The following is an 18536-nucleotide window of genomic DNA, read 5'->3' as shown; positions in this document are numbered from 1 at the left end:
ATTCGCAAAGGGGGCCGCCCTGACAGCGTGTCGCCCCGATCGAGGAACATGCCCCATCCTTCAGGCATAGCTGACCTGGTTTGCACCATTTTCCATATCCGCAATCCACAGCATTTTGCGGAACACACCCGCGGATCAGCGAGCATTTGAAACCAGGACGGCATTGCGACCCGGTTTCGCACAAGAACTCACCCGGTCTGGTACAGCCTCCGTTGGGCAGACAGGTTGTTCCTACGGGGCAGGCGGAGCCATTCCGACAATCAGTGCGGGCCTTTGGGATGCAGGCCCCGGTCGCCGAGCACTTTGTTCCGGGCGGGCAAACAAGACCACTGGTGCATTTGCTAGCGCCGTGTGCCTCACACCGTGTGCCCCCGTCGCTACAGTACTGACCAACGGGGCAGGAGCGCCCGCCGCCGCAGTAGGTGCCCCCTAGCGGGATACAGTATCCATCCCAAGAACACCGCTCACTGAGGGCGCAACATCCACTCGCCCCGCATTGGTGGGTGCCAACAGGGCATTGAGTGTGAAATCCTACACGAATTTCGCCAGCAAAGGATTGGGCCGTAAAGAAAAGGGCCATCAGTCCGCTAGCAAGAAGGCAAATGAAGCTACGCATGGGTTTTGATCCGGTTTTTTGCATCGTCGGTGCCAGATACGATCCTGGCAAGTGCCAATCCGCTTTCCCTCACCGCAGGGCAGGATAAAGTGGGCGCCATGGAATCGGCCATCGACTATTATACCGCGCGGGCACTGCTGGATTGGCAGATAGAGCTGGGCGTCACTGAAACCATCGGCGATAGCCCGGTGGATCGATATGCGTTGCCCGATACCACAGCCAAGCCAAAACAAGCTGAACCGGGTGTGATCCCGATAAAACCAGCGGCAGAAGATCCGGCTGCGGTTGCGCAGAAACTCGCACTCAAAGCTGGATCACTGGAAGATCTCAAAGCGGCAATGGCCGATTTTGAGTTGTGTGAGTTGAAAAAGGGCGCACGCAATCTGGTGTTTGGGGGCGGCAACCCGGCGGCTAAAGTGATGATCATCGGTGAGGCCCCGGGGCGAGAAGAGGATCGAGCCGGTCGACCATTTGTGGGGTCCGCAGGCAGTTTGTTGGACAAGATGCTTGCCGCGATCAATCTGGATCGGGAAACGTCCGTCTATATAACGACCGTTTTGCCATGGCGACCGCCACAGAACCGAGACCCGCGGCCCGATGAAATCGGGATGCTCAAACCATTCCTTGAGCGACATATCGAACTGGTGCAGCCCGACGTGTTGGTTTTGATGGGGAATATCAGCTGTCAGGCCATTCTGGGCAAACGAGGGATTACCCGATTGCGTGGGAAGTGGGAGCAGGCGCTGAAGCGCCCTGTATTGCCAATGCTTTCACCAGAACAATTGTTGCGGCAACCACAGGCGAAACGACAGGCTTGGGCGGACCTCTTGGAATTACAAGCAAAGCTGAAAACTGGAACCTGAACCATGTCACGCATCGACGAATCCAAACCCTTTATCCCAGTCCGCATTGCCGTTTTGACGGTGTCTGATACGCGTGCCGTTGCAGATGATAAATCGGGCAAGACGCTGGTGGATCGGATCGAAAAGGCCGGTCACACCGTTGCTGCTCGCAAAATCTTACGCGATGAGCGGGCTGAGATTGCAGACCAATTGCAGGCTTGGGTAGCGGATTCTGAAATTGATGTGGTGATTTCCACTGGCGGCACCGGATTGACGGGGCGGGATGTGACCGTCGAGGCCCATCGCGATGTCTATGAAAAGGAAATGGATGCATTTGGCACCATCTTTACTTTTATTTCGATGGAAAAGATCGGCACGTCTGCGGTGCAGTCCCGAGCCACAGGCGGTGTTGCCGGAGGAACCTACCTGTTTGCACTGCCCGGCAGCCCCGGGGCTTGCAAGGATGCTTGGGATGGCATTCTGGAGAAACAGCTCGATTACCGGCATCGTCCTTGTAATTTTGTCGAGATTTTTCCGCGATTGGACGAACATCAGCGACGGAAGTAATCTGACCAGACGTTGAACCCAAAGTGACCGCCTTGTGGCTTGGCATTTCATGGTGCCCGGCTACATTGAAGGTACGGCAGCTTAATGCGACCAGAAAAGGGAATTGAATGCGGTTTCTCCGGCAGAGCCTTGTAGGCGTGTTTTTGGCGTCTTTGACGCTTGCGCTGTTAATTTATGCCGGACAATTGGTTCTAGGCGCCGTTCAAACCCGATTGGCCGACGAAAAGCGAGCTCCGCAGGCCCGTGAACGCATTTTTGCAGTGAATGTTCTAACGGCAGAACTGGCTACGATCACACCAATTTTGGAAGCATTCGGTCAGGTCAGTAGCCGACGCACGCTGGAACTGCGCGCGGCGGCGGGGGGGCGGATCATTGCCTTGGCCGAGACGTTTGAAGAGGGAGGATCAGTCAAAGAGGGCGATGTATTGGTTCGAATTGATCCCGCAGATGCGCAATCAGCTCTGGATCGCGCCAATTCAGATTTTCTGGACGCCAAAGCCGAAGAACGAGACGCAGGACGTGCATTGATCCTTGCCGGTGATGAATTGCAAGCGGCTGTAGATCAGTCCGATTTGCGTGCGCGCGCCCTGAAGCGACAGATTGATTTGCAAGATCGTGGGGTTGGAACAGCTGCGGCAGCAGAAACGGCAGAATTGGCGCTGGCATCGGCCCGACAGGCAGTCTTGGCGCGGCGTATCGCGGTGGCTCAGGCTGAATCTCGGGTTGATCAAACCATCACGCGTTTAGCACGGGCTCAAATCGCGTTGGATGCCGCTGAACGTGATGTTCAGGAAACCACTGTGACGGCAGGTTTCAGTGGGACACTCGGATCGGTAAACCTAGTCGAAGGGCGCTTGGTATCAGCCAACGAAAAATTGGCCGAATTGGTCGACCCCATGTCGCTTGAGGTCGCGTTTCGGGTGTCGACTGCGCAATATGCGCGGTTGCTGGATGAAACAGGACAGTTGATCCCAGCGCCAGTTATTGTCGCTTTGGATGTCACCGGTGCGGATCTACGAGCTACGGGTGTAATTAGCCGCGATGCAGCCGCTGCAGGGGATGGCCAATCGGGTCGTCTGATTTTCGCGCGCCTCTCTGATGCGCCGGGGTTTAAACCCGGCGATTTTGTCACGGTTTTGGTGGATGAACCGCCTTTGTCCGGTGTCGTTCGATTACCGGCTTCTTCGCTGGATGCGACGCATTCGGTTCTTATCTTGGGCGAGGAGGAGCGGTTGGAAAGCCTGAATGTGGAGTTGGTGCGCCGGCAAGGGGATGAAGTTTTGTTGCGCGGCGTTGGTTTGGCGGGGCGCGAAGTGATCGTTGGGCGCACACCATTGCTTGGGGCGGGTATCCGTGTGCGCCCATTGCGCGACGGGCCGCAAACCCAAGCCCAGCCCGAAGCGGCGATGTTGGAACTGACGGACGAGCGACGGGCTAAATTGGTTGCTTTCGTGGAAGGCAACAAAAAGATGCCCGAAGCGATGAAAGCCCGTGTTCTGGAAAAATTGACCGAGGCAAAAGTGCCTATGAAACTGGTCAAACGCATTGAATCTCGGATGGGGGGATAAGGCCCCATGATGCGCGAGATCCCAAGTGCTGCGGGCGGTATTCTAAGTTATTTTACACGTCACCGAACGGCGGCGAACCTGTTGTTGGTTGTCTTGGTGGTGCTGGGAACCGCTTCGATCCCGAACATGCGTGCGCAGTTTTTTCCGGATGTCATCGTTGAAAACGTCAGCGTTGGGGTGGTTTGGGACGGTGCAGGCCCCGAAGACGTAGACAGCGCGATTGTACAGGTTCTTGAACCTGCTTTATTAGCTGTGGACGGGGTGGAAAGTACGGAGTCCACCTCACGCGAAGGGACGGCCTCGATCAAGCTTGAGTTTGAACCGGGTTGGGACATGTCTCGAGCTGGTGATGACGTGCAATCTGCTGTGGATGGGGTGACCACCTTGCCTGCGGATGCAGAGGATCCAACCGTTCGGCGCGGGGTCTGGCGCGACAGGGTAACGGATGTTGTCGTCACCGGTCCGATCGGGCCAGAGCAACTGGGCCTGTTCGCGGATGAGTTTATTACTCGGCTGTTTGCCGAAGGGGTGACGCGTACTTCGATAAGAGGGGTGGCCGCGCCTCAGACCATTGTCGAAGTGCCATCTGCTCAGCTGATTGCGAATGATATCGGGATGTCCGACATTGCTTCGGCAATCGCCGCCGAGGTGAATGCGGATCCAGCCGGGGATGTGTCGGGGGCAAATGCCCGTGTCCGCACGGGCGTAGCCAAACGCACACCGGAAGAGATTGAACAGATTGTATTGCGATCCAATGCAGATGGTTCAAAATTGACGATTGGGGATGTGGCGACCATTCGGGTCGAAGGGGTCAACCGCAACCGCAGTTATTTTGTCGGTGAAGACCCGGCAATGTCGATACGCATTGACCGGTCGACTCAAGGGGATGCGATCAAGATTCAGGCCGCGGTGCAAAAGGTTGCAGATGAAATGCAACTCAGCTTGCCACATGGCGTAACACTGGAGCTGATCAGAACGCGAGCGGCGGCGATCACCGGACGTCTGGACATTCTGGTCGACAATGGCCTGATGGGGTTGGTGTTTGTCGTTGCATTGCTGTTCTTGTTCCTGAACGCGCGCATTGCATTTTGGGTCGCCGCAGGGATCCCGGCGGCGATGTTTGCGGCCATAGCGCTCATGTATGTTGCAGGTCTGACGATCAATATGATCTCGCTGTTTGGTCTGATCATTACGTTGGGCATTGTTGTCGATGATGCGATTGTGGTCGGCGAACACGCAGATTTCAGGGCGCGGCGTCTGGGGGAGCATCCGGTTGTGGCGTCAGAGCGCGCCGCGCAGCGGATGGCGATGCCTGTCTTTGCGGCCACGCTCACGACCGTGATTGCCTTTTTCGGGCTGATCTCGATTGGCGGTCGGTTTGGCGATTTGATCCGGGATATCCCGTTCACAGTCATTGTCGTTCTGATTGCATCGCTGGTCGAATGTTTCCTGATTTTGCCCAACCACATGTCCCACGCCATTGCGCATTCGACCAAAGAGCATTGGTATGATTTGCCGAACCGGGTCGTGAACCGGGGGTTCCGCTGGGTGCGGGATCATCTTTTCCGCCCGCTTATGGGATGGGTCGTGTGGGGGCGCTATGTGGTTTTCGCCAGTGCATTGGTCATCCTAGCAAGTCAGGCGGCACTTTTCATTCAGGGAGATGTGAAGTGGCGATTCTTTAATGCCCCCGAACGCGGCTCTGTGACGGGGAATTTCGCGATGGTCGAAGGGGCCACACGTGCAGATACCCTAGAGATGATGCGGGAGATGCAACGCGCGACCGAGGCATTAGGCGCCCAATACGAAGAGGAATATGGGCGCAACCCACTGGATTATGTCATGGCCGAAGTTGGCGGCAATGCAGGCTGGGGGTTGTCTGGCGTAGATACCAAGGAAAAGGATCTTCTGGGCGGTATTTCTATTGAGTTGATTGACGCAGATCTGCGGCCCTATTCCAGCTTTGCTTTTGTGGGCGAGTTGCAAGACATGGTCGTGCGTCATCCAATGGCTGAGATTGTCACCTTTCGAGGATGGCGGTCTGGACCCGGTGGCGATGCTTTGGATGTGCAATTTTATGGGGCAGATGTTGCCACGCTGAAGGCGGCGTCGGAGGATCTGCAAACTGCGGTTTTACGGTATCCCGAAGTGTCAGCGGTTGAGGACAACCTAGCCTACGACAAAGAAGAGGTTATCCTGGATTTGACTGCTCAGGGGCAGTCTCTGGGCTTCACGATCGAAACATTGGGCCGTGCGCTGCGCGCCCGGTTGAACGGGATCGAGGCTGCGACGTATCCTGAGGGTCCGCGCAGTGCTGAAATTCGGGTTGAGTTACCTGATGGGGAGTTAACCGCGGACTTCCTTGAACGCACTCTGTTGCGATCTCCACAAGGTGTTTACGTGCCGCTTGCGGATATCGTGTCGGTTACCCAACGCACAGGATTTTCAACGGTGCGACGCGAAAACGGTGTTCGCCTGATTTCTGTCACTGGTGATATTTCCGAGGACGATCCCGCCCGCGCCAGCGAAATTACCGAAGCTCTGCGAGCAGAAATTCTGCCTAAAATTGCCAGCGAAAGACAAGTTGAATGGCGCATGTCTGGCCTCAGTGAACAAGAGGATGATTTCCTCAATGATGCGCGTACGGGTTTGATTTTGTGCCTGACCGGAATCTATCTGGTGTTGGCGTGGGTATTTGCCAGTTGGACGCGCCCGCTGGTGGTCATGGCAATCATTCCGTTTGGATTGGTTGGCACCATTTGGGGACATTACGTTTGGTCTGTCCCGCTCAGCATGTTCACGGTCGTGGGATTGCTGGGCATGACCGGCATCATAATCAACGATTCAATTGTTCTGGTCACCACGATTGACGAATACGCAGAAGAACGCGGTTTGGTCCCATCTATCATTGATGGGACTGCCGACCGCTTGCGACCTGTGATGCTGACAACTTTGACAACGGTTTTGGGTCTTGCTCCACTGCTTTATGAAAGTTCGCAGCAGGCTCAGTTTTTGAAACCAACCGTGATCACGCTGGTTTACGGATTGGGTTTTGGCATGGGCTTGGTGTTGTTGGTTGTCCCGGCCCTGATCGCAATTCAGCGCGACGTTTCACGCCCTCTGACTGCTCTGCGCCGGGCCATCCGTAGTCCTGACCGGGGTATCCGCGCGATTGCTTTTGGAGCGTCTATTGCCGTTGTTGGATGGCTTGCTGCGACAGTGGCTTGGGCGGCATTTTTTGGGCACTTGCCTGAAACCATTCTGGCTGCCCTACCGCAACTTGCAGATATGGATGCGATGCGCGCTGGCTTGATTGCGTTTGTGATTGGAGCACTGGCTATTGTGTTCGTGATCTATCTGCTGGCCGTGATGTTTTATTGGCGCGCGTTTTCAAGGGCTAAAGGCGTGTAAGGGCCAGTTCCATCAGGTCGATGACCCGCGCACTCATCGGAAGGGTGTTTGCGCGGACTTCTTCAATAGGGAACCATTTTGCATCGCTGACGTCATCCGCAGCAAAGGGGGTGCCTTTAACGAAGGTGCAGGCAACGCCAACCAACAGGTAATGGGTGGTGACTTGCCCCCGAACATCCGTGCGCAAAAGATCATAGTTGGTTAGGTAATCGACAGGATCGGCTTGCACACCGGTTTCTTCGTGCAATTCACGTGCCGCCGCAGCCAATGCGGTTTCTCCCCATTCCACATGTCCGCCGGGAAACCCCCACATGCCTGCATCGGGTTGTTTCTTGCGCTTCGCCAGAAGAACGTTGCCGTCATGGATGACAACAGCAATCGCGCCAAGAAGTGGGGTCTGTGACATGGATCGCTTTTACCTTAGCTGGGGGTGCAGCCTAGAATGTCGACAGCGTGTTTACTGCCCAGCACGGTGATGCGCATTTCAGAACGGTCCAGTGCAAAGGTGCCACCAGAATTGTTAACCAGCTCTGAGGTCGCAATCAAAGTATTCCCTTGCCGTCGGGTCTGCGCCTCGGACGCCCAGAGTTGCGGGTTGCCGGGTTCGAACACCAAAACCTCGGGCCCACCAGCAGAGGGCATTGCAATGCGGGCTTCGATCTTCAAGCCATCGGCCGTGGGGGATAGGCGGCAGGTCGCAGACTTAACCCCGGCTTCGCGCTTGGAATAGGGGCGCTGTGCCATCGCTGCCGCAATCGCTGGGTTGCGGGCAGCAGTGGCATCCAATCGGTGATCGAAATCCAGATTTCCGGGTACACAGACATCCTTGCAAACACCAAAGGCAACTTCGCCGCGCAACCGGACCGGTTCACCTGATCGTTTCGGTGTGATTTCAACTGGCAGTACAAGTTGGTTTTTATATCCGATAGAGCGCAACCCGTTTTGGTCAAAGACATGAGGGGCTGGCCAAGTAATCGAGACTTCGCCAACGTTCTGAGATTTGCTCCAATCGATTTCAGGCGGAATGCCTGCATCACCGGGTGCGCGCCAATAGGTCTTCCACCCCTCCGACAGGGTAAGGCGAATTGCACCCATATAGGTTCCGCGTTTGGTGACGCCGCCATCCAGAACATCAAGCTGCACCAGATCATCCATGCCCCCAGCAAAAGCCGAAGTTGAGAACGCAGCACACAGGGCGAGGGCGGTAGAGGTCATCTTGAACATATCTCATAGATGCGTTGCCAATTCCGAAATGCCAAGTCACGTTGACGTCACACCGGCGTTTTTCGCTATTTTTGGATGTGTTCCCTTGCGCATGTGGCAGGGCAGCGCCATTCTTAAAAGGAGCTAGAAGGACTGTACGAAAATGATGGATCTGACCGGTAAACTGCTGATCGCCATGCCCGGCATGGAGGACCCACGGTTTGATCATTCGGTAATCTATATGTGTAGTCACACCGCAGACGGTGCCATGGGGCTGATTGTCAACAAACCGGCGGATCTGCCTTTGTCTGCCTTGCTGAACCAACTTGATATTTCGTGCGACAATCCCGATGTCGGCGCGTTGCCAGTGCGATTTGGAGGACCGGTGGAAACCGCTCGCGGGTTTGTGCTGCACTCAGCAGAGTACGAGGCAAGCCTGCATTCAACAGATATCGCAGATGGGTTTCGAATGACCGCGACGTTGGATATTCTTGAAGATATCGCCAATGGCGAAGGGCCCAAGCAGGAGCTGCTGATGCTGGGCTATTCTGGGTGGGGGCCGGGACAGTTGGAAGGCGAGATTGCCCAGAATGGTTGGTTAACCACAGACGCCGATGCGCATCTGATTTTTGCTGTGCCGGACCATCAGAAATGGGAGGCGGCCCTGAAAACCTTGGGTGTGGACGCTTTGACCCTCTCTGCCAGCGCAGGTCACGCTTGACCGTTTCCTACTGATCCCGTGGCGCAGCCGCGCGGCTGAGGCGGTCATTTATTGCGGCGCCCAGCCCATGCATTGGAATCGGAGCCACTGCAATGGGGCGCCCGGTTTTGTCCAGGAGGTGCAGGGCAGAAAACAGGTGCGCTGCGGCCTCGTTCACATCGCCAGCCACAGAGAGGTTGAGGTCACAATCCATGTCCCCGAACCCTAGCAGAATTTCATCCCCCTGCGGCGTTGATACATTTAACCGAACTGCCGAATCCGGGGCGTAATGGGATAAGAGTTGCCCCGGTGCGCTCAGGGCCTCACCTTGTTGATGCACGTGCAATTCTTGATTTAGTGCGGCTTCGATTTCTTCACGAGCCAATCCACCGGGGCGCAGTAACGTCGGATCACCGGCAAGACCAAGAATGGTGGATTCTAGACCCACGTTGCAGATGCCATCGTCAAGAATGGCTGCAATGCGGCCGTTTAACCCTTCGCGAACATGCTGTGCGGTTGTCGGGCTGATCCGACCTGACGGGTTGGCCGAGGGGGCAGCGACCGGACCATCAAACGATCGCAGCAGCTGTTGTGCCGCCGGGTGGGCAGGCATTCGAACGGCCAATGTGTCTAAGCCAGCGGTTACAAGTGATGAAATTCCGTGATCAGGCTTGAGCGGCATTACCAGTGTCAGCGGCCCCGGCCAGAACGCTTGCGCCAGGCGCTCGGCTGCATCGTTCCAGTGAACATGGCGGCGCGCGGCTTCTGGGCTGGCGACGTGTGCGATCAAGGGATTAAAGCTGGGCCGTCCTTTGGCTGCATAGATTTGCGCAACCGCATCGTCATTACGTGCATCACCGCCCAGACCGTAGACCGTTTCCGTAGGGAACGCGACCAACTCTCCGGCGCGCAGCAATTTTGCGGCCTCATGGATCCCGTCCAAATCGGCGGTCAGATACAAAGTGTCTTTACGGTTCATGGTGGGTGACGCGGCGTTTCGGTTGCTTGCAGGATCGGTCTGGAGTGGTAATCGTCCAAGCCCTGTTCAATACCGGTGCATTGCGTGGATGCCAAGCCCACTCGCACCTTCAGCTTTTCGAGGGAGCCCATGCCGTATCGCGCACCAGTCACCGATTATGAATTTCTGTTCCGCCATGTGATCGGCTTTGATCAGGTCGCCGGAACCGAGCGATTTGCCGAAGCTTCTGAGGATATGGTCGCTGCCATTTTAACTGAAGCGGGCAAGATGTCTGAAGAGGTGATGTCGCCCCTGCAACGTCCCGGTGATCTGGAACCCGCCCGTTTGGAAAACGGCATCGTGCGCACGTCGCCCGGTTTTGCTGACGGATGGAACGCCATTGCCGAAGGCGGTTGGATCGGGATGAGCGGGAATCCGGAATATGGCGGTATGGGTCTGCCGATGACGGTTGCGACCTCTGTCAATGAGATGATGAGCGCGGCCTGCCTGTCCCTGCAATTGGCTCCATTGATGAGCCAGGGTCAGATCGAAGCGATGGAACATCATGCCAGCGATGCAATCAAGGATCTGTACCTGCCAAAATTGATGTCGGGGGAATGGTCTGGCACTATGAATCTGACTGAGCCACAAGCGGGTTCAGATGTTGGCGCCTTGTCATCAAAGGCCGTACCAAATGGTGACGGTACCTTTTCGGTGACAGGACAAAAGATCTACATCAGCTGGGGTGATAACGATTTCGCCAAGAATATTTGCCATTTGGTGCTGGCGCGTCTTCCTGATGGGGTGCCCGGAACCAAGGGTATCAGTCTGTTTGTTGTGCCGCGTAACCTGCCAGATGACCGAGGTGATGCGGGGGTTGCAAACAGTCTCAAGGTTGTTTCGCTGGAACACAAAATGGGTCTTCATGGGTCCCCCACTTGCGTGATGCAGTTTGACGGAGCCACGGGGTGGCTGGTCGGTAAAGAACACGGCGGGATGGCCGCAATGTTCACCATGATGAACAACGCGCGTCTGGGTGTTGGTGGGCAGGGTGTCGGTGTGGCCGAAGGGGCTTATCAGCAGGCGTTAACCTATGCGTTGGAACGCAAGCAGGGCAAATCAGCGGGGGGATCGATCGCGGATCATGCCGATGTGCGCCGGATGTTGCTGAGCATGAAAGCAGACGTTTTTGCGGCGCGCGCCATTCTGTTGTCCTGTGCCGTTGCTATCGACATGCAAACAGCCACGGCAGATGCGGATTGGGCCGCACGGGCGGCGTTTCTGACCCCGATTGCCAAAGCGTTTGGCACGGACACTGGAATAGCGGTCGCAGATACCGGTGTGCAGGTTCACGGTGGCATGGGTTTCATCGAAGAAACGGGTGCTGCGCAGTATTATCGGGATGTACGTGTCACCGCGATTTACGAGGGGACCAATGGCATTCAGGCTATGGATCTGGTCGCCCGAAAAATGATGGACGGCGGTGACGCTGCTGCGCGCCTGTTGGATGAAATCGAAGACCACGCTGAACATGCGCGCGCGACATTACCCGAACTGGCCGAATCCGTTTGGGAAGCGACGGAAACTCTGCGTGAGGCAACCGAGTGGTTGGTGGACCAAAAAGATATGAACGCGCGGTTTGCAGGGGCGGTGCCCTATTTGCGCGCCTTTGCGCGTGTACTTGGTGGGCATTATCATTTAGTGGCGGCCTTGGCTGATCCGGATGGGCCACGGGAAAAACTGGCGCGGTTCTATATTAACGCTTTGCTGCCGGAACATGCTGGCCTGTTGGCGCAATCACAAAATGGCGCTGGGGATCTCTATGCGCTTAACCTAGAAGAGTTGGCAGAATAATGGACGGAGCACAAACCTTGGCGATGCGTCACCCATGGGACACCCCTCCGGAGCCGGGCGAAGCGATAAAAGTCGCTGAAGGCGTGTTGTGGATGCGCCTTCCATTGCCGATGAAGTTGGATCATGTGAACGTTTACGCGCTGGATGACGGCGATGGCTGGACGGTGATTGACACTGGTTTTTCGTCCAAGAAATCGCGCGGGATCTGGGAACAGCTCATGGCGGGGCCACTGGCGGGCAAACCGATCAAACGAGTTGTCGTAACGCATCATCATCCGGACCACATGGGGCTGGCAGGTTGGTTTCAATCCGAGTTTGGGGTTGAACTGGTGACGACACGCACCGCATGGTTGTTCTCGCGGATGTTGACGTTGGACGTGCAAGAAAGCTGGCCCGAAGAAACGCTGGAATACTACCGCCAGTCAGGCATGGCCCCTGATATCTTGGCCAAACGTATTGCGGACCGTCCCTTTAATTTCTCCGATATGGTTTATCCGATGCCCTTGGGGTTCACTCGGATCAAGCAGAACGACGTGATCCGCATGGGCGGGCGCGATTGGGATGTGCATATGGGCAACGGCCACGCGCCTGAACATGCAACCTTCTGGAGTCGGGACGACAATTTGGTCATCACGGGCGATCAAATTCTGTCCTCTATCAGCCCCAACATCGGTGTGTACGCCACCGAGCCTTTGGCCGATCCACTGGCCGAGTGGTTGGAGGCCTGCGAACGTCTGGCTCCACTCGCGCGAGAGGATCATCTGGCATTGGGTGGACACAAGCTGCCGTTTACCGGGCTGCCGATGCGGATGCGTCAGCTGATTGACAATCATCATGGCGCGCTCAAGCGGTTGGTCAAACATTTGGACACGCCAAAATCCGCTGCCGAGTGTTTTGCCCCCCTGTTCAAGCGAAACATCGGCGAAGGTGAATATGGGCTGGCCCTGGTTGAAGCTGTTGCGCATGTGAACCATCTTTATCATACCAACGAGGTGACTCGAACGCGCCGCGAAGACGGAGCTTGGGTCTATCAACGAAAAGGGTAGGTTTGGTATGGACGATAAGATTGAAACCAGTGCTGAAGCCGCCGAAGCGGCGGCTTTACCGCGCTGTCATGAGGTGCACGCCGATCCGGATTGCGCCAAATTGGAAGACTTACCAGAGCCGCTGAAAAAGCCGGTAGAAAACAAAAGCCCGGCCCAATGGGCTTATGAACGCCTAATCCTTTATATCCAGAACTTTGAAAAGCAACTGGATTCAACGCAAGAAGTTGCTATGGGATTTACAGGCGGCGACGCCGGTGTTCTGCGGATCGAAGGGATGGGGTATTTCGATCCTGATATCGTGACCTTCTATGGCAGTGACAACAGCGGTGCACGCACCCAGCTGGTGCAGCACGTGAGCCAGTTGAACGTGATGCTGCGCGCGCTCCCGAAGCCTGCCGAAGAAGGCCCAGCCACGCGCATCGGCTTCCGATTGGCTGCAGATCTAGAAGACAACTAGCCCATCACGGCACCCTTGCATTTCAACACCTTACCGCGTTCAATACGCGGTAATTTCAGGAGTTGAACCGTGTCGCATTTTTCAACGATTACCCGCGCGTTTGCGGATGCTTGGGCCCGTCGTCGGGTTTTTGTCCCGCTGTACTTGTCCGTTCGCCTATTGTTGCTGGCTTTGGTCGCGCCGGGCGTGGCTGGCGCAATCAATCTGGCGGTTTCTCTGTCGGATCAACCGGCACTGACGGATCAGGACATTGCCTTTTTCATCCTGTCGCCATTGGGTTTTCTGGCCACACTGACGGTTCTCAGCTTGTTTCTGGTGGCCGAGGTGCTCAGCTTTTCTGTGATGGCAGCAAGTCTGCGGTACCAAGACAGTGATCTGTGGCAAACGGCGCGTTATGCCTTTGCTCTAGTGGTTGGCCGATTGCGCCACCTTCTGCTTTTTGCGGTCCACTTTGTGTTGCGGGTCTTAGCTTTGATGTTGCCGTTTGTTCTGATCGCAGGGGCGATCGCGTGGTGGGCTCTGACAGAGTACGACATCAACTATTACCTGACCTTTCACCCACCTGAATTCATGGTTGCCGTGGGTCTGATCGTTGTTGTGGTTTTGGCCATGGCAGCGGTTTTGCTCCCCCGATTGTCTGGGTGGGCGTTGGCGTTGCACCTTGTGTTGTTCGAAAATGTTGCTCCAAACAATGCGTTTAGGGAAAGCACGCGCCAGATGGCAGGTAAGCGGACGCGGCTGAAAATCGAACTGGCGCTGTGGCTTTTGATGCGGGTGGCACTGGCGGCTGCTATTGCTGTCTGTGTGACCGGACTGATCGCGATTATTCCGGTAAGCGACGAGGGTGGATTGCGATTAGCTTTGACCTTGTCCCTTTCATGTGTGGCGTTGGGGGCTTTGGCGGGGTTGGTGCTAAGCGCGACCGCATTGGGGGCTTTGGCCGCTTTGCTGGATGGGTTTTTCGAAGGCAAAACGCCATCCCCCCAAACGGTCTCTGGGCAGGGCAATTTCAAAGCGCGGCTGTTCTTGGTGCTGGGGGCCACCGCCGTGGCCGTCGTTGCTGGAATTTGGATGAGCAGTGGTTTGCTAGAGCAGGTGCAAGCCGAAGACAGCGTCGAAATCATCGCCCATCGAGGGGCGGCTGGACTACGACCTGAAAACACAATGGCCTCAATTCAAAAAGCGATTGAGGATCAGGCAGATTGGGTTGAAATCGACGTTCAGGAAACTGCAGATGATATAGTTGTTGTGATGCATGACAGTGATTTCATGAAGTTGGCGGGCGTCAATCTAACGATCTGGGATGCCACGATGGAAGATCTGGCAGAAATCGACATCGGCAGTTGGTTTGACCCTGCTTATGCTGACGAACGCACGCCGACTTTGCGGGCCGTGCTGGAGGCGGCGAAAGACAGAGCCAAGGTGCTGATTGAGCTGAAATATTATGGCCATGATGTTGATCTTGAAAACCGGGTGATTGCATTGGTCGAAGAGTTGGGGATGCAAGATCAGGTCGCGACCATGTCCCTAAAGTACCCTGCCGTCTTAAAAATGAAAGAACTGCGTCCTGATTGGCGCTCTGGTGTTTTGGCTGCCACGGCTGTTGGAAATCTAGCAGGTTTGGATGGCGATTTTCTGGCAGTGAACGCGAATATGGCCACGCCGGGGCTGATCCGCTCGGTTCAGGAAACGGGTAAGGAGCTGTATGTTTGGACGGTGAATGATCCGCTCAAAATGTCCAAGATGATTTCGATGGGTGTCGATGGTCTGATCACCGATGAGCCCGCCTTGGTTCACGAGGTTCTTTCAGTGCGGGCGCAACTCAGCCCGGCTGAAAGGTTGCTATTGTGGATGACCGAAGAGCTGGGGCTGGAAATCGATGCAAAGGAATACCGCGATGATAACCCCTAACGGTTTCGCTGCGGTCTTGTGTTTGCTGCCGTTGACTGGACAGGCCCAAGATATGCAAAGCCTTGTTGAAATGCCCGGACACCGTGCGCTGATCGAGGTAGGTAACCAGTCAGACCTGAAGCCTTTTGTGACCGATGGGTGCTCTGGCGGATTGTCTTACAGCTGGACGTTGGTCGCTGATACGTTTCCCGACTTTGCCGAGGCGCACAACCAACTGCCGCCTTGGGAAAACTGCTGTGTGATCCATGACCGCGCCTACCATAACATGGCTGGCGCAGAGACCGCGCAGGCCAGTTATGACGCCCGGGTGGTTGCAGACGAAGCTTTGCAATCCTGTGTCGTAGATACGGGTTCATTGCGGGTTGTGGAATTGGCTGAGTTGTACGGAGCATCCCAACAGCAGGTGCTGGGGGCTTATGAAACCATCGCCGGGGCCATGTATCTTGCAGTGCGTTTCGGGGGCGGACCCTGTTCCGGATTGCCATGGCGATGGGGCTATGGGTATCCGGAATGTAGCGTCTTTGGCGCTTCTTCCGGTGATGATAGCCCTGCGCGCGAATGACGTGGTGACAGCCGCTTTCGAATCCAGTATCCACCTTTCAAACTTCGCGAATAGGAATAGTCTTATGGCAGACCATAAACACGGTGAGATGGACATCACTGAACAGACCGCAACTTATAACGGTTTCATCAAATTCACGACACGCACGGCTTATGTGCTGGTCGGCTTAGCCGTCTTTCTGGCGATTTTTGCCTCCTAAGATCGGGATATTCCAGTGCGTCGAATTCTGTGTGCTTGCGCGATTGCGCTGACTGTTGCTGGTTGTGCAAAGCCGGGACCTCAAGCGGATCAAGCGTCTATTGATGCGGTTGCGTTTCGCGACCCTGGTCCAGCCTACCTGACGCTTTATACCATGGTGAACAACCGTTCGGGAGAAGGTGGGCATACATCGCTTATGGTGAACGCCAGCCAACGGGTTATTTTTGACCCGGCCGGTTCGTTCTATGCAGACATCGTTCCTGAGCGGAACGATGTGCATTATGGGATCACCCCAGCGATCGAAAAGGCTTACCGGGGCGCGCATGCGCGCAGCACGTTCCACGTCGTTCGCCAAAAGATCGAAGTCACTCCCGAACAGGCACAGATTGCTCTGCAGTTGGTTCAGGAAGCCGGTCCAGTACCAGGCGCCTATTGTGCGAACGCCACGTCACGTGTTTTGCAAGGAATTCCCGGATTTTCGGGAATAAAGACCACGTTTTTTCCGGTGAATTTGCAAAACCAGTTCGAGAAGATTCCTGGTGTTGTGACGGACAAATACTATGAAGATGACAGTGACGATCTTCAAAAAGCTCTGACTGAGGGCAATACCAACCTGAACGCGCCGGCCTAACCCGGCACGTTCTGTTCCAAAGTTTATCCTAACAGATACAGCAATCCATAGAGCGTTATCGCCCCAGATCCGATGGCGGCGAGCACGTTCTTTGTGATCAACCCCACAACAAGTGCAACGGCGGCGGCGCTCATCCGGGGGATGTCGGCTTCTCCGTTGGTGGCGGCAGGCCAGACAACCAGCGGCGCAATCAAGGCTGGTAGAATCGCGACGGCTGTGTAGCGCAAATGGCGCAGCAGCCACGCTGGCATAGGGCGATCACCCACAAAACCAAGAAACACGAACCGCAGGCCGAAGCTGCCAAAAGCCATGCCAACAATGATGATCCAGATGGTGGTATCGTCAATCTGGTTCATGTCTTGGCTCCTTTACGCTCGAACAAAAGCTCCGCCTGTGCTCCAGCCATCATGCCCGCGCAGCCTGCGATCAACAGACCTAGGTTGAAAGGCACTGTTGTGGTCAGCAATGAGACTATGATCGCAACCAAGGCGGCGATAACATGTGGTGCGGTGCGCATCATCGGACCGACCATGGAGAGAAAAGTGATCGGCAGGGCAAAATCCAAGGCCCAGCTGTCAGGAATTTGTGTCCCAACGACGGCACCCATGTAGGTAGCGATGTACCAAAGGGGCGCAATGGGCGACACGGTGCCAAAGAAATATGCCATCTTTTGCTGAATGGTCAGGTCAGGTTCTTGTTCGAAACGGACCGTGCAACAGGCATAGGATTGATCAACCACAAAATAGGCCGCAAAGGCGCGTTGCCACATCGGGGCCGCGCCCAGATGCGGGGTTATAGCAGCTGAATACATCGCCATGCGCAGGTTCACAGCAAGGGCTGAGGCCAAGACGATCATCGTTGGAGTATTTTCTTGCAGTAACTGAAGAGCGGCAAACTGTGCGGCCCCTGCAAAGACGGTCGCCGTAAACGTCATGGTCTGATAAATGTCGAGACCAGCTTCGGTTGCCAAGACACCAAAAAGTGTCCCGAACGGGATAGCGACAAATACAAATGGCGACCCGTCGCGAAAGCCTTTCCAATAGTAGGAATTCGATGTGGTGAATGCCATGAGGAAATCCTAAGTTAAGCTCGACAGGGGTAACGGGCTTTGGGAAGGGTTGCAATTGGCGAGAGCAGAGAATGTGACGGGCTACATCATTGCCCCGGACCCCGGCGCGGCACGATTAACGCGTGCTGTCGAAGGGCGCGATCAAAATGGCGATTTAATCCAGATTTCAGTGGTCGAAGAGCGCCCGTTGACCATTTTTCTTAATGCACAGGAAATCGTTACAGCGATGACCATCGGGGATTACCCTGAATATCTGGCGCTCGGGTTCTTGCGTAATCAGGGCATGTTGCTTGTGGATGATGAGATCACCGGTGTGGACTATGATGATGATCTTGAGATTGTTGTGGTCCGCACGGCTCGCCAGACGTCATACGAAGAGAAGCTGAAGAAAAAGACGCGGACCTCGGGCTGTGCTGTGGGAACGGTTTTTGGCGACATGATGGAAGGGTTGGAGGATGTCTCACTACCAGCCGTGTCAGTGCGCACCTCATGGCTTTATGATCTTGCGTCACAGATCAACCGAACGCCTTCGCTCTATCTGGAAGCTGGCGCTATCCACGGGACGGTGCTGTGTCGCGAAGACCGCCCACTTGTCTATATGGAAGACGTTGGGCGCCACAATGCGGTTGACAAAATCGCCGGGTGGATGATGTCCGAAAAGGAAACGGCCGAAGATAAGATACTCTATACAACGGGTCGTTTGACGTCTGAAATGGTGATCAAAACGGCGATGATGGGCATTCCTGTGCTTGCGTCTCGGTCGGGCTTTACCGCTTGGGGCGTTGAAATCGCGCGCGAAGTTGGGCTGACACTGATCGGGCGGATGCGTGGTCAGCGGTTTGTGTGCCTGGCGGGCGAGGATCGTCTGGTACGAGATGTGGATCCATCGACAATCAGAGTCGAAGACAAGAAACATCGACGTAAAAGCGCCGGGGAATAATAT

The 18536-nt window shown here is 55.6% G+C and carries 18 protein-coding genes; 13 read left to right on the top strand and 5 right to left on the bottom strand.

What is annotated here, in order from left to right:
- Window positions 1–714: 714 nt before the first annotated feature.
- The 4 genes from ABWV33_RS08475 to ABWV33_RS08460 all read left to right on the top strand — a co-directional run bounded on the left by ABWV33_RS08475 (window position 715) and on the right by ABWV33_RS08460 (window position 7004).
- On the top strand, window positions 715–1479 hold the full coding sequence (locus tag ABWV33_RS08475; RefSeq protein ID WP_353330042.1) for a uracil-DNA glycosylase: 765 nt from the start codon (window positions 715–717) through the stop codon (window positions 1477–1479).
- 3 nt (window positions 1480–1482) lie between these two features.
- Window positions 1483–2025 (top strand): molybdenum cofactor biosynthesis protein B, encoded by a 543-nt coding sequence (moaB, locus tag ABWV33_RS08470; protein WP_353330040.1) that lies wholly within the window; start codon window positions 1483–1485, stop codon window positions 2023–2025.
- Between the two features lie 107 nt (window positions 2026–2132).
- Window positions 2133–3593 (top strand): efflux RND transporter periplasmic adaptor subunit, encoded by a 1461-nt coding sequence (locus ABWV33_RS08465; protein WP_113825488.1) that lies wholly within the window; start codon window positions 2133–2135, stop codon window positions 3591–3593.
- Between the two features lie 6 nt (window positions 3594–3599).
- Window positions 3600–7004: an efflux RND transporter permease subunit gene (locus ABWV33_RS08460; RefSeq protein WP_353330038.1), complete on the top strand. Its 3405-nt coding sequence runs from the start codon at window positions 3600–3602 to the stop codon at window positions 7002–7004.
- Here ABWV33_RS08460 and ABWV33_RS08455 read toward each other — a convergent pair.
- Together ABWV33_RS08455 and ABWV33_RS08450 are read right to left on the bottom strand one after the other, a co-directional pair.
- Complete coding sequence (locus ABWV33_RS08455; protein ID WP_353330036.1) at window positions 6991–7410, bottom strand: NUDIX hydrolase; 420 nt, start codon at window positions 7408–7410, stop codon at window positions 6991–6993. The genes ABWV33_RS08460 and ABWV33_RS08455 overlap by 14 nt on opposite strands.
- Window positions 7411–7424: 14 nt before the next feature.
- Window positions 7425–8228, bottom strand: a complete 804-nt coding sequence (locus tag ABWV33_RS08450) for a protein-disulfide reductase DsbD domain-containing protein (protein WP_113825485.1) — start codon at window positions 8226–8228, stop codon at window positions 7425–7427.
- A gap of 145 nt (window positions 8229–8373) precedes the next feature.
- Here ABWV33_RS08450 and ABWV33_RS08445 point away from each other — a divergent pair, with 145 nt between their 5' ends.
- On the top strand, window positions 8374–8928 hold the full coding sequence (locus tag ABWV33_RS08445; protein WP_353330305.1) for a YqgE/AlgH family protein: 555 nt from the start codon (window positions 8374–8376) through the stop codon (window positions 8926–8928).
- Window positions 8929–8935: 7 nt separating this feature from the next.
- On the opposite strand, the gene ABWV33_RS08440 is transcribed toward ABWV33_RS08445, so the two are convergent.
- Complete coding sequence (locus ABWV33_RS08440; protein WP_353330034.1) at window positions 8936–9886, bottom strand: L-threonylcarbamoyladenylate synthase; 951 nt, start codon at window positions 9884–9886, stop codon at window positions 8936–8938.
- A 129-nt stretch (window positions 9887–10015) separates the two neighbouring features.
- Here ABWV33_RS08440 and ABWV33_RS08435 point away from each other — a divergent pair, with 129 nt between their 5' ends.
- The 7 genes from ABWV33_RS08435 (at window position 10016) to ABWV33_RS08405 (ending at window position 16524) form a co-directional block, all read left to right on the top strand.
- Window positions 10016–11719 carry an acyl-CoA dehydrogenase gene (locus ABWV33_RS08435; RefSeq protein ID WP_353330032.1) on the top strand — a complete coding sequence of 568 codons (1704 nt, stop codon included), beginning with the start codon at window positions 10016–10018 and terminating at the stop codon, window positions 11717–11719.
- Window positions 11719–12765 carry an MBL fold metallo-hydrolase gene (locus ABWV33_RS08430; protein WP_353330030.1) on the top strand — a complete coding sequence of 349 codons (1047 nt, stop codon included), beginning with the start codon at window positions 11719–11721 and terminating at the stop codon, window positions 12763–12765. The genes ABWV33_RS08435 and ABWV33_RS08430 overlap by 1 nt, the downstream gene beginning before the upstream one ends.
- A gap of 7 nt (window positions 12766–12772) precedes the next feature.
- Window positions 12773–13222 (top strand): DUF6173 family protein, encoded by a 450-nt coding sequence (locus ABWV33_RS08425; RefSeq protein WP_113825481.1) that lies wholly within the window; start codon window positions 12773–12775, stop codon window positions 13220–13222.
- Window positions 13223–13291: 69 nt separating this feature from the next.
- Entirely contained in the window at window positions 13292–15133 is a 1842-nt protein-coding gene (locus tag ABWV33_RS08420; RefSeq protein WP_353330027.1) for a glycerophosphodiester phosphodiesterase family protein, read from the top strand.
- Window positions 15120–15695: a hypothetical protein gene (locus ABWV33_RS08415; RefSeq protein ID WP_353330025.1), complete on the top strand. Its 576-nt coding sequence runs from the start codon at window positions 15120–15122 to the stop codon at window positions 15693–15695. The genes ABWV33_RS08420 and ABWV33_RS08415 overlap by 14 nt, the downstream gene beginning before the upstream one ends.
- Window positions 15696–15759: 64 nt before the next feature.
- Window positions 15760–15894 (top strand): aa3-type cytochrome c oxidase subunit IV, encoded by a 135-nt coding sequence (locus ABWV33_RS08410; protein WP_113825478.1) that lies wholly within the window; start codon window positions 15760–15762, stop codon window positions 15892–15894.
- Window positions 15895–15909: 15 nt separating this feature from the next.
- The gene (locus tag ABWV33_RS08405; protein WP_113825477.1) at window positions 15910–16524 is read left to right on the top strand and encodes a hypothetical protein; all 615 of its coding nucleotides are present in this window, start codon (window positions 15910–15912) and stop codon (window positions 16522–16524) included.
- Window positions 16525–16547: 23 nt separating this feature from the next.
- Here the strand turns inward: ABWV33_RS08405 and ABWV33_RS08400 are convergent, their stop codons facing one another.
- Together ABWV33_RS08400 and ABWV33_RS08395 are read right to left on the bottom strand one after the other, a co-directional pair.
- Window positions 16548–16880, bottom strand: a complete 333-nt coding sequence (locus ABWV33_RS08400) for an AzlD domain-containing protein (protein WP_113825476.1) — start codon at window positions 16878–16880, stop codon at window positions 16548–16550.
- Window positions 16877–17593: an AzlC family ABC transporter permease gene (locus tag ABWV33_RS08395; RefSeq protein WP_113825475.1), complete on the bottom strand. Its 717-nt coding sequence runs from the start codon at window positions 17591–17593 to the stop codon at window positions 16877–16879. Before ABWV33_RS08395 ends, ABWV33_RS08400 begins: the two co-directional genes overlap by 4 nt.
- A gap of 49 nt (window positions 17594–17642) precedes the next feature.
- Here ABWV33_RS08395 and ABWV33_RS08390 point away from each other — a divergent pair, with 49 nt between their 5' ends.
- On the top strand, window positions 17643–18533 hold the full coding sequence (locus ABWV33_RS08390) for a formate dehydrogenase accessory sulfurtransferase FdhD (RefSeq protein WP_353330022.1): 891 nt from the start codon (window positions 17643–17645) through the stop codon (window positions 18531–18533).
- Window positions 18534–18536: the final 3 nt, after the last annotated feature.

The organism is Phaeobacter sp. NW0010-22 (assembly GCF_040365955.1).
GTDB lineage: Bacteria > Pseudomonadota > Alphaproteobacteria > Rhodobacterales > Rhodobacteraceae > OMPR01.
Note: the sequence above shows the minus strand (reverse complement) of the source record. Positions and strands in the feature narration are given on the sequence as shown.

Excerpts from the sequence above, each read along its gene's own strand:
- ABWV33_RS08450 (WP_113825485.1), bottom strand. The coding sequence starts at position 8,228 with ATGTTCAAGATGACCTCTACCGCCCTCGCCCTGTGTGCTGCGTTCTCA.
- ABWV33_RS08430 (WP_353330030.1), top strand. The coding sequence starts at position 11,719 with ATGGACGGAGCACAAACCTTGGCGATGCGTCACCCATGGGACACCCCT.
- ABWV33_RS08455 (WP_353330036.1), bottom strand. The coding sequence starts at position 7,410 with ATGTCACAGACCCCACTTCTTGGCGCGATTGCTGTTGTCATCCATGAC.
- ABWV33_RS08440 (WP_353330034.1), bottom strand. The coding sequence starts at position 9,886 with ATGAACCGTAAAGACACTTTGTATCTGACCGCCGATTTGGACGGGATC.
- ABWV33_RS08425 (WP_113825481.1), top strand. The coding sequence starts at position 12,773 with ATGGACGATAAGATTGAAACCAGTGCTGAAGCCGCCGAAGCGGCGGCT.
- ABWV33_RS08465 (WP_113825488.1), top strand. The coding sequence starts at position 2,133 with ATGCGGTTTCTCCGGCAGAGCCTTGTAGGCGTGTTTTTGGCGTCTTTG.
- ABWV33_RS08435 (WP_353330032.1), top strand. The coding sequence starts at position 10,016 with ATGCCGTATCGCGCACCAGTCACCGATTATGAATTTCTGTTCCGCCAT.
- ABWV33_RS08415 (WP_353330025.1), top strand. The coding sequence starts at position 15,120 with ATGATAACCCCTAACGGTTTCGCTGCGGTCTTGTGTTTGCTGCCGTTG.
- ABWV33_RS08475 (WP_353330042.1), top strand. The coding sequence starts at position 715 with ATGGAATCGGCCATCGACTATTATACCGCGCGGGCACTGCTGGATTGG.
- ABWV33_RS08460 (WP_353330038.1), top strand. The coding sequence starts at position 3,600 with ATGATGCGCGAGATCCCAAGTGCTGCGGGCGGTATTCTAAGTTATTTT.
- ABWV33_RS08395 (WP_113825475.1), bottom strand. The coding sequence starts at position 17,593 with ATGGCATTCACCACATCGAATTCCTACTATTGGAAAGGCTTTCGCGAC.
- ABWV33_RS08410 (WP_113825478.1), top strand. The coding sequence starts at position 15,760 with ATGGCAGACCATAAACACGGTGAGATGGACATCACTGAACAGACCGCA.
- moaB (WP_353330040.1), top strand. The coding sequence starts at position 1,483 with ATGTCACGCATCGACGAATCCAAACCCTTTATCCCAGTCCGCATTGCC.
- ABWV33_RS08400 (WP_113825476.1), bottom strand. The coding sequence starts at position 16,880 with ATGAACCAGATTGACGATACCACCATCTGGATCATCATTGTTGGCATG.
- ABWV33_RS08445 (WP_353330305.1), top strand. The coding sequence starts at position 8,374 with ATGGATCTGACCGGTAAACTGCTGATCGCCATGCCCGGCATGGAGGAC.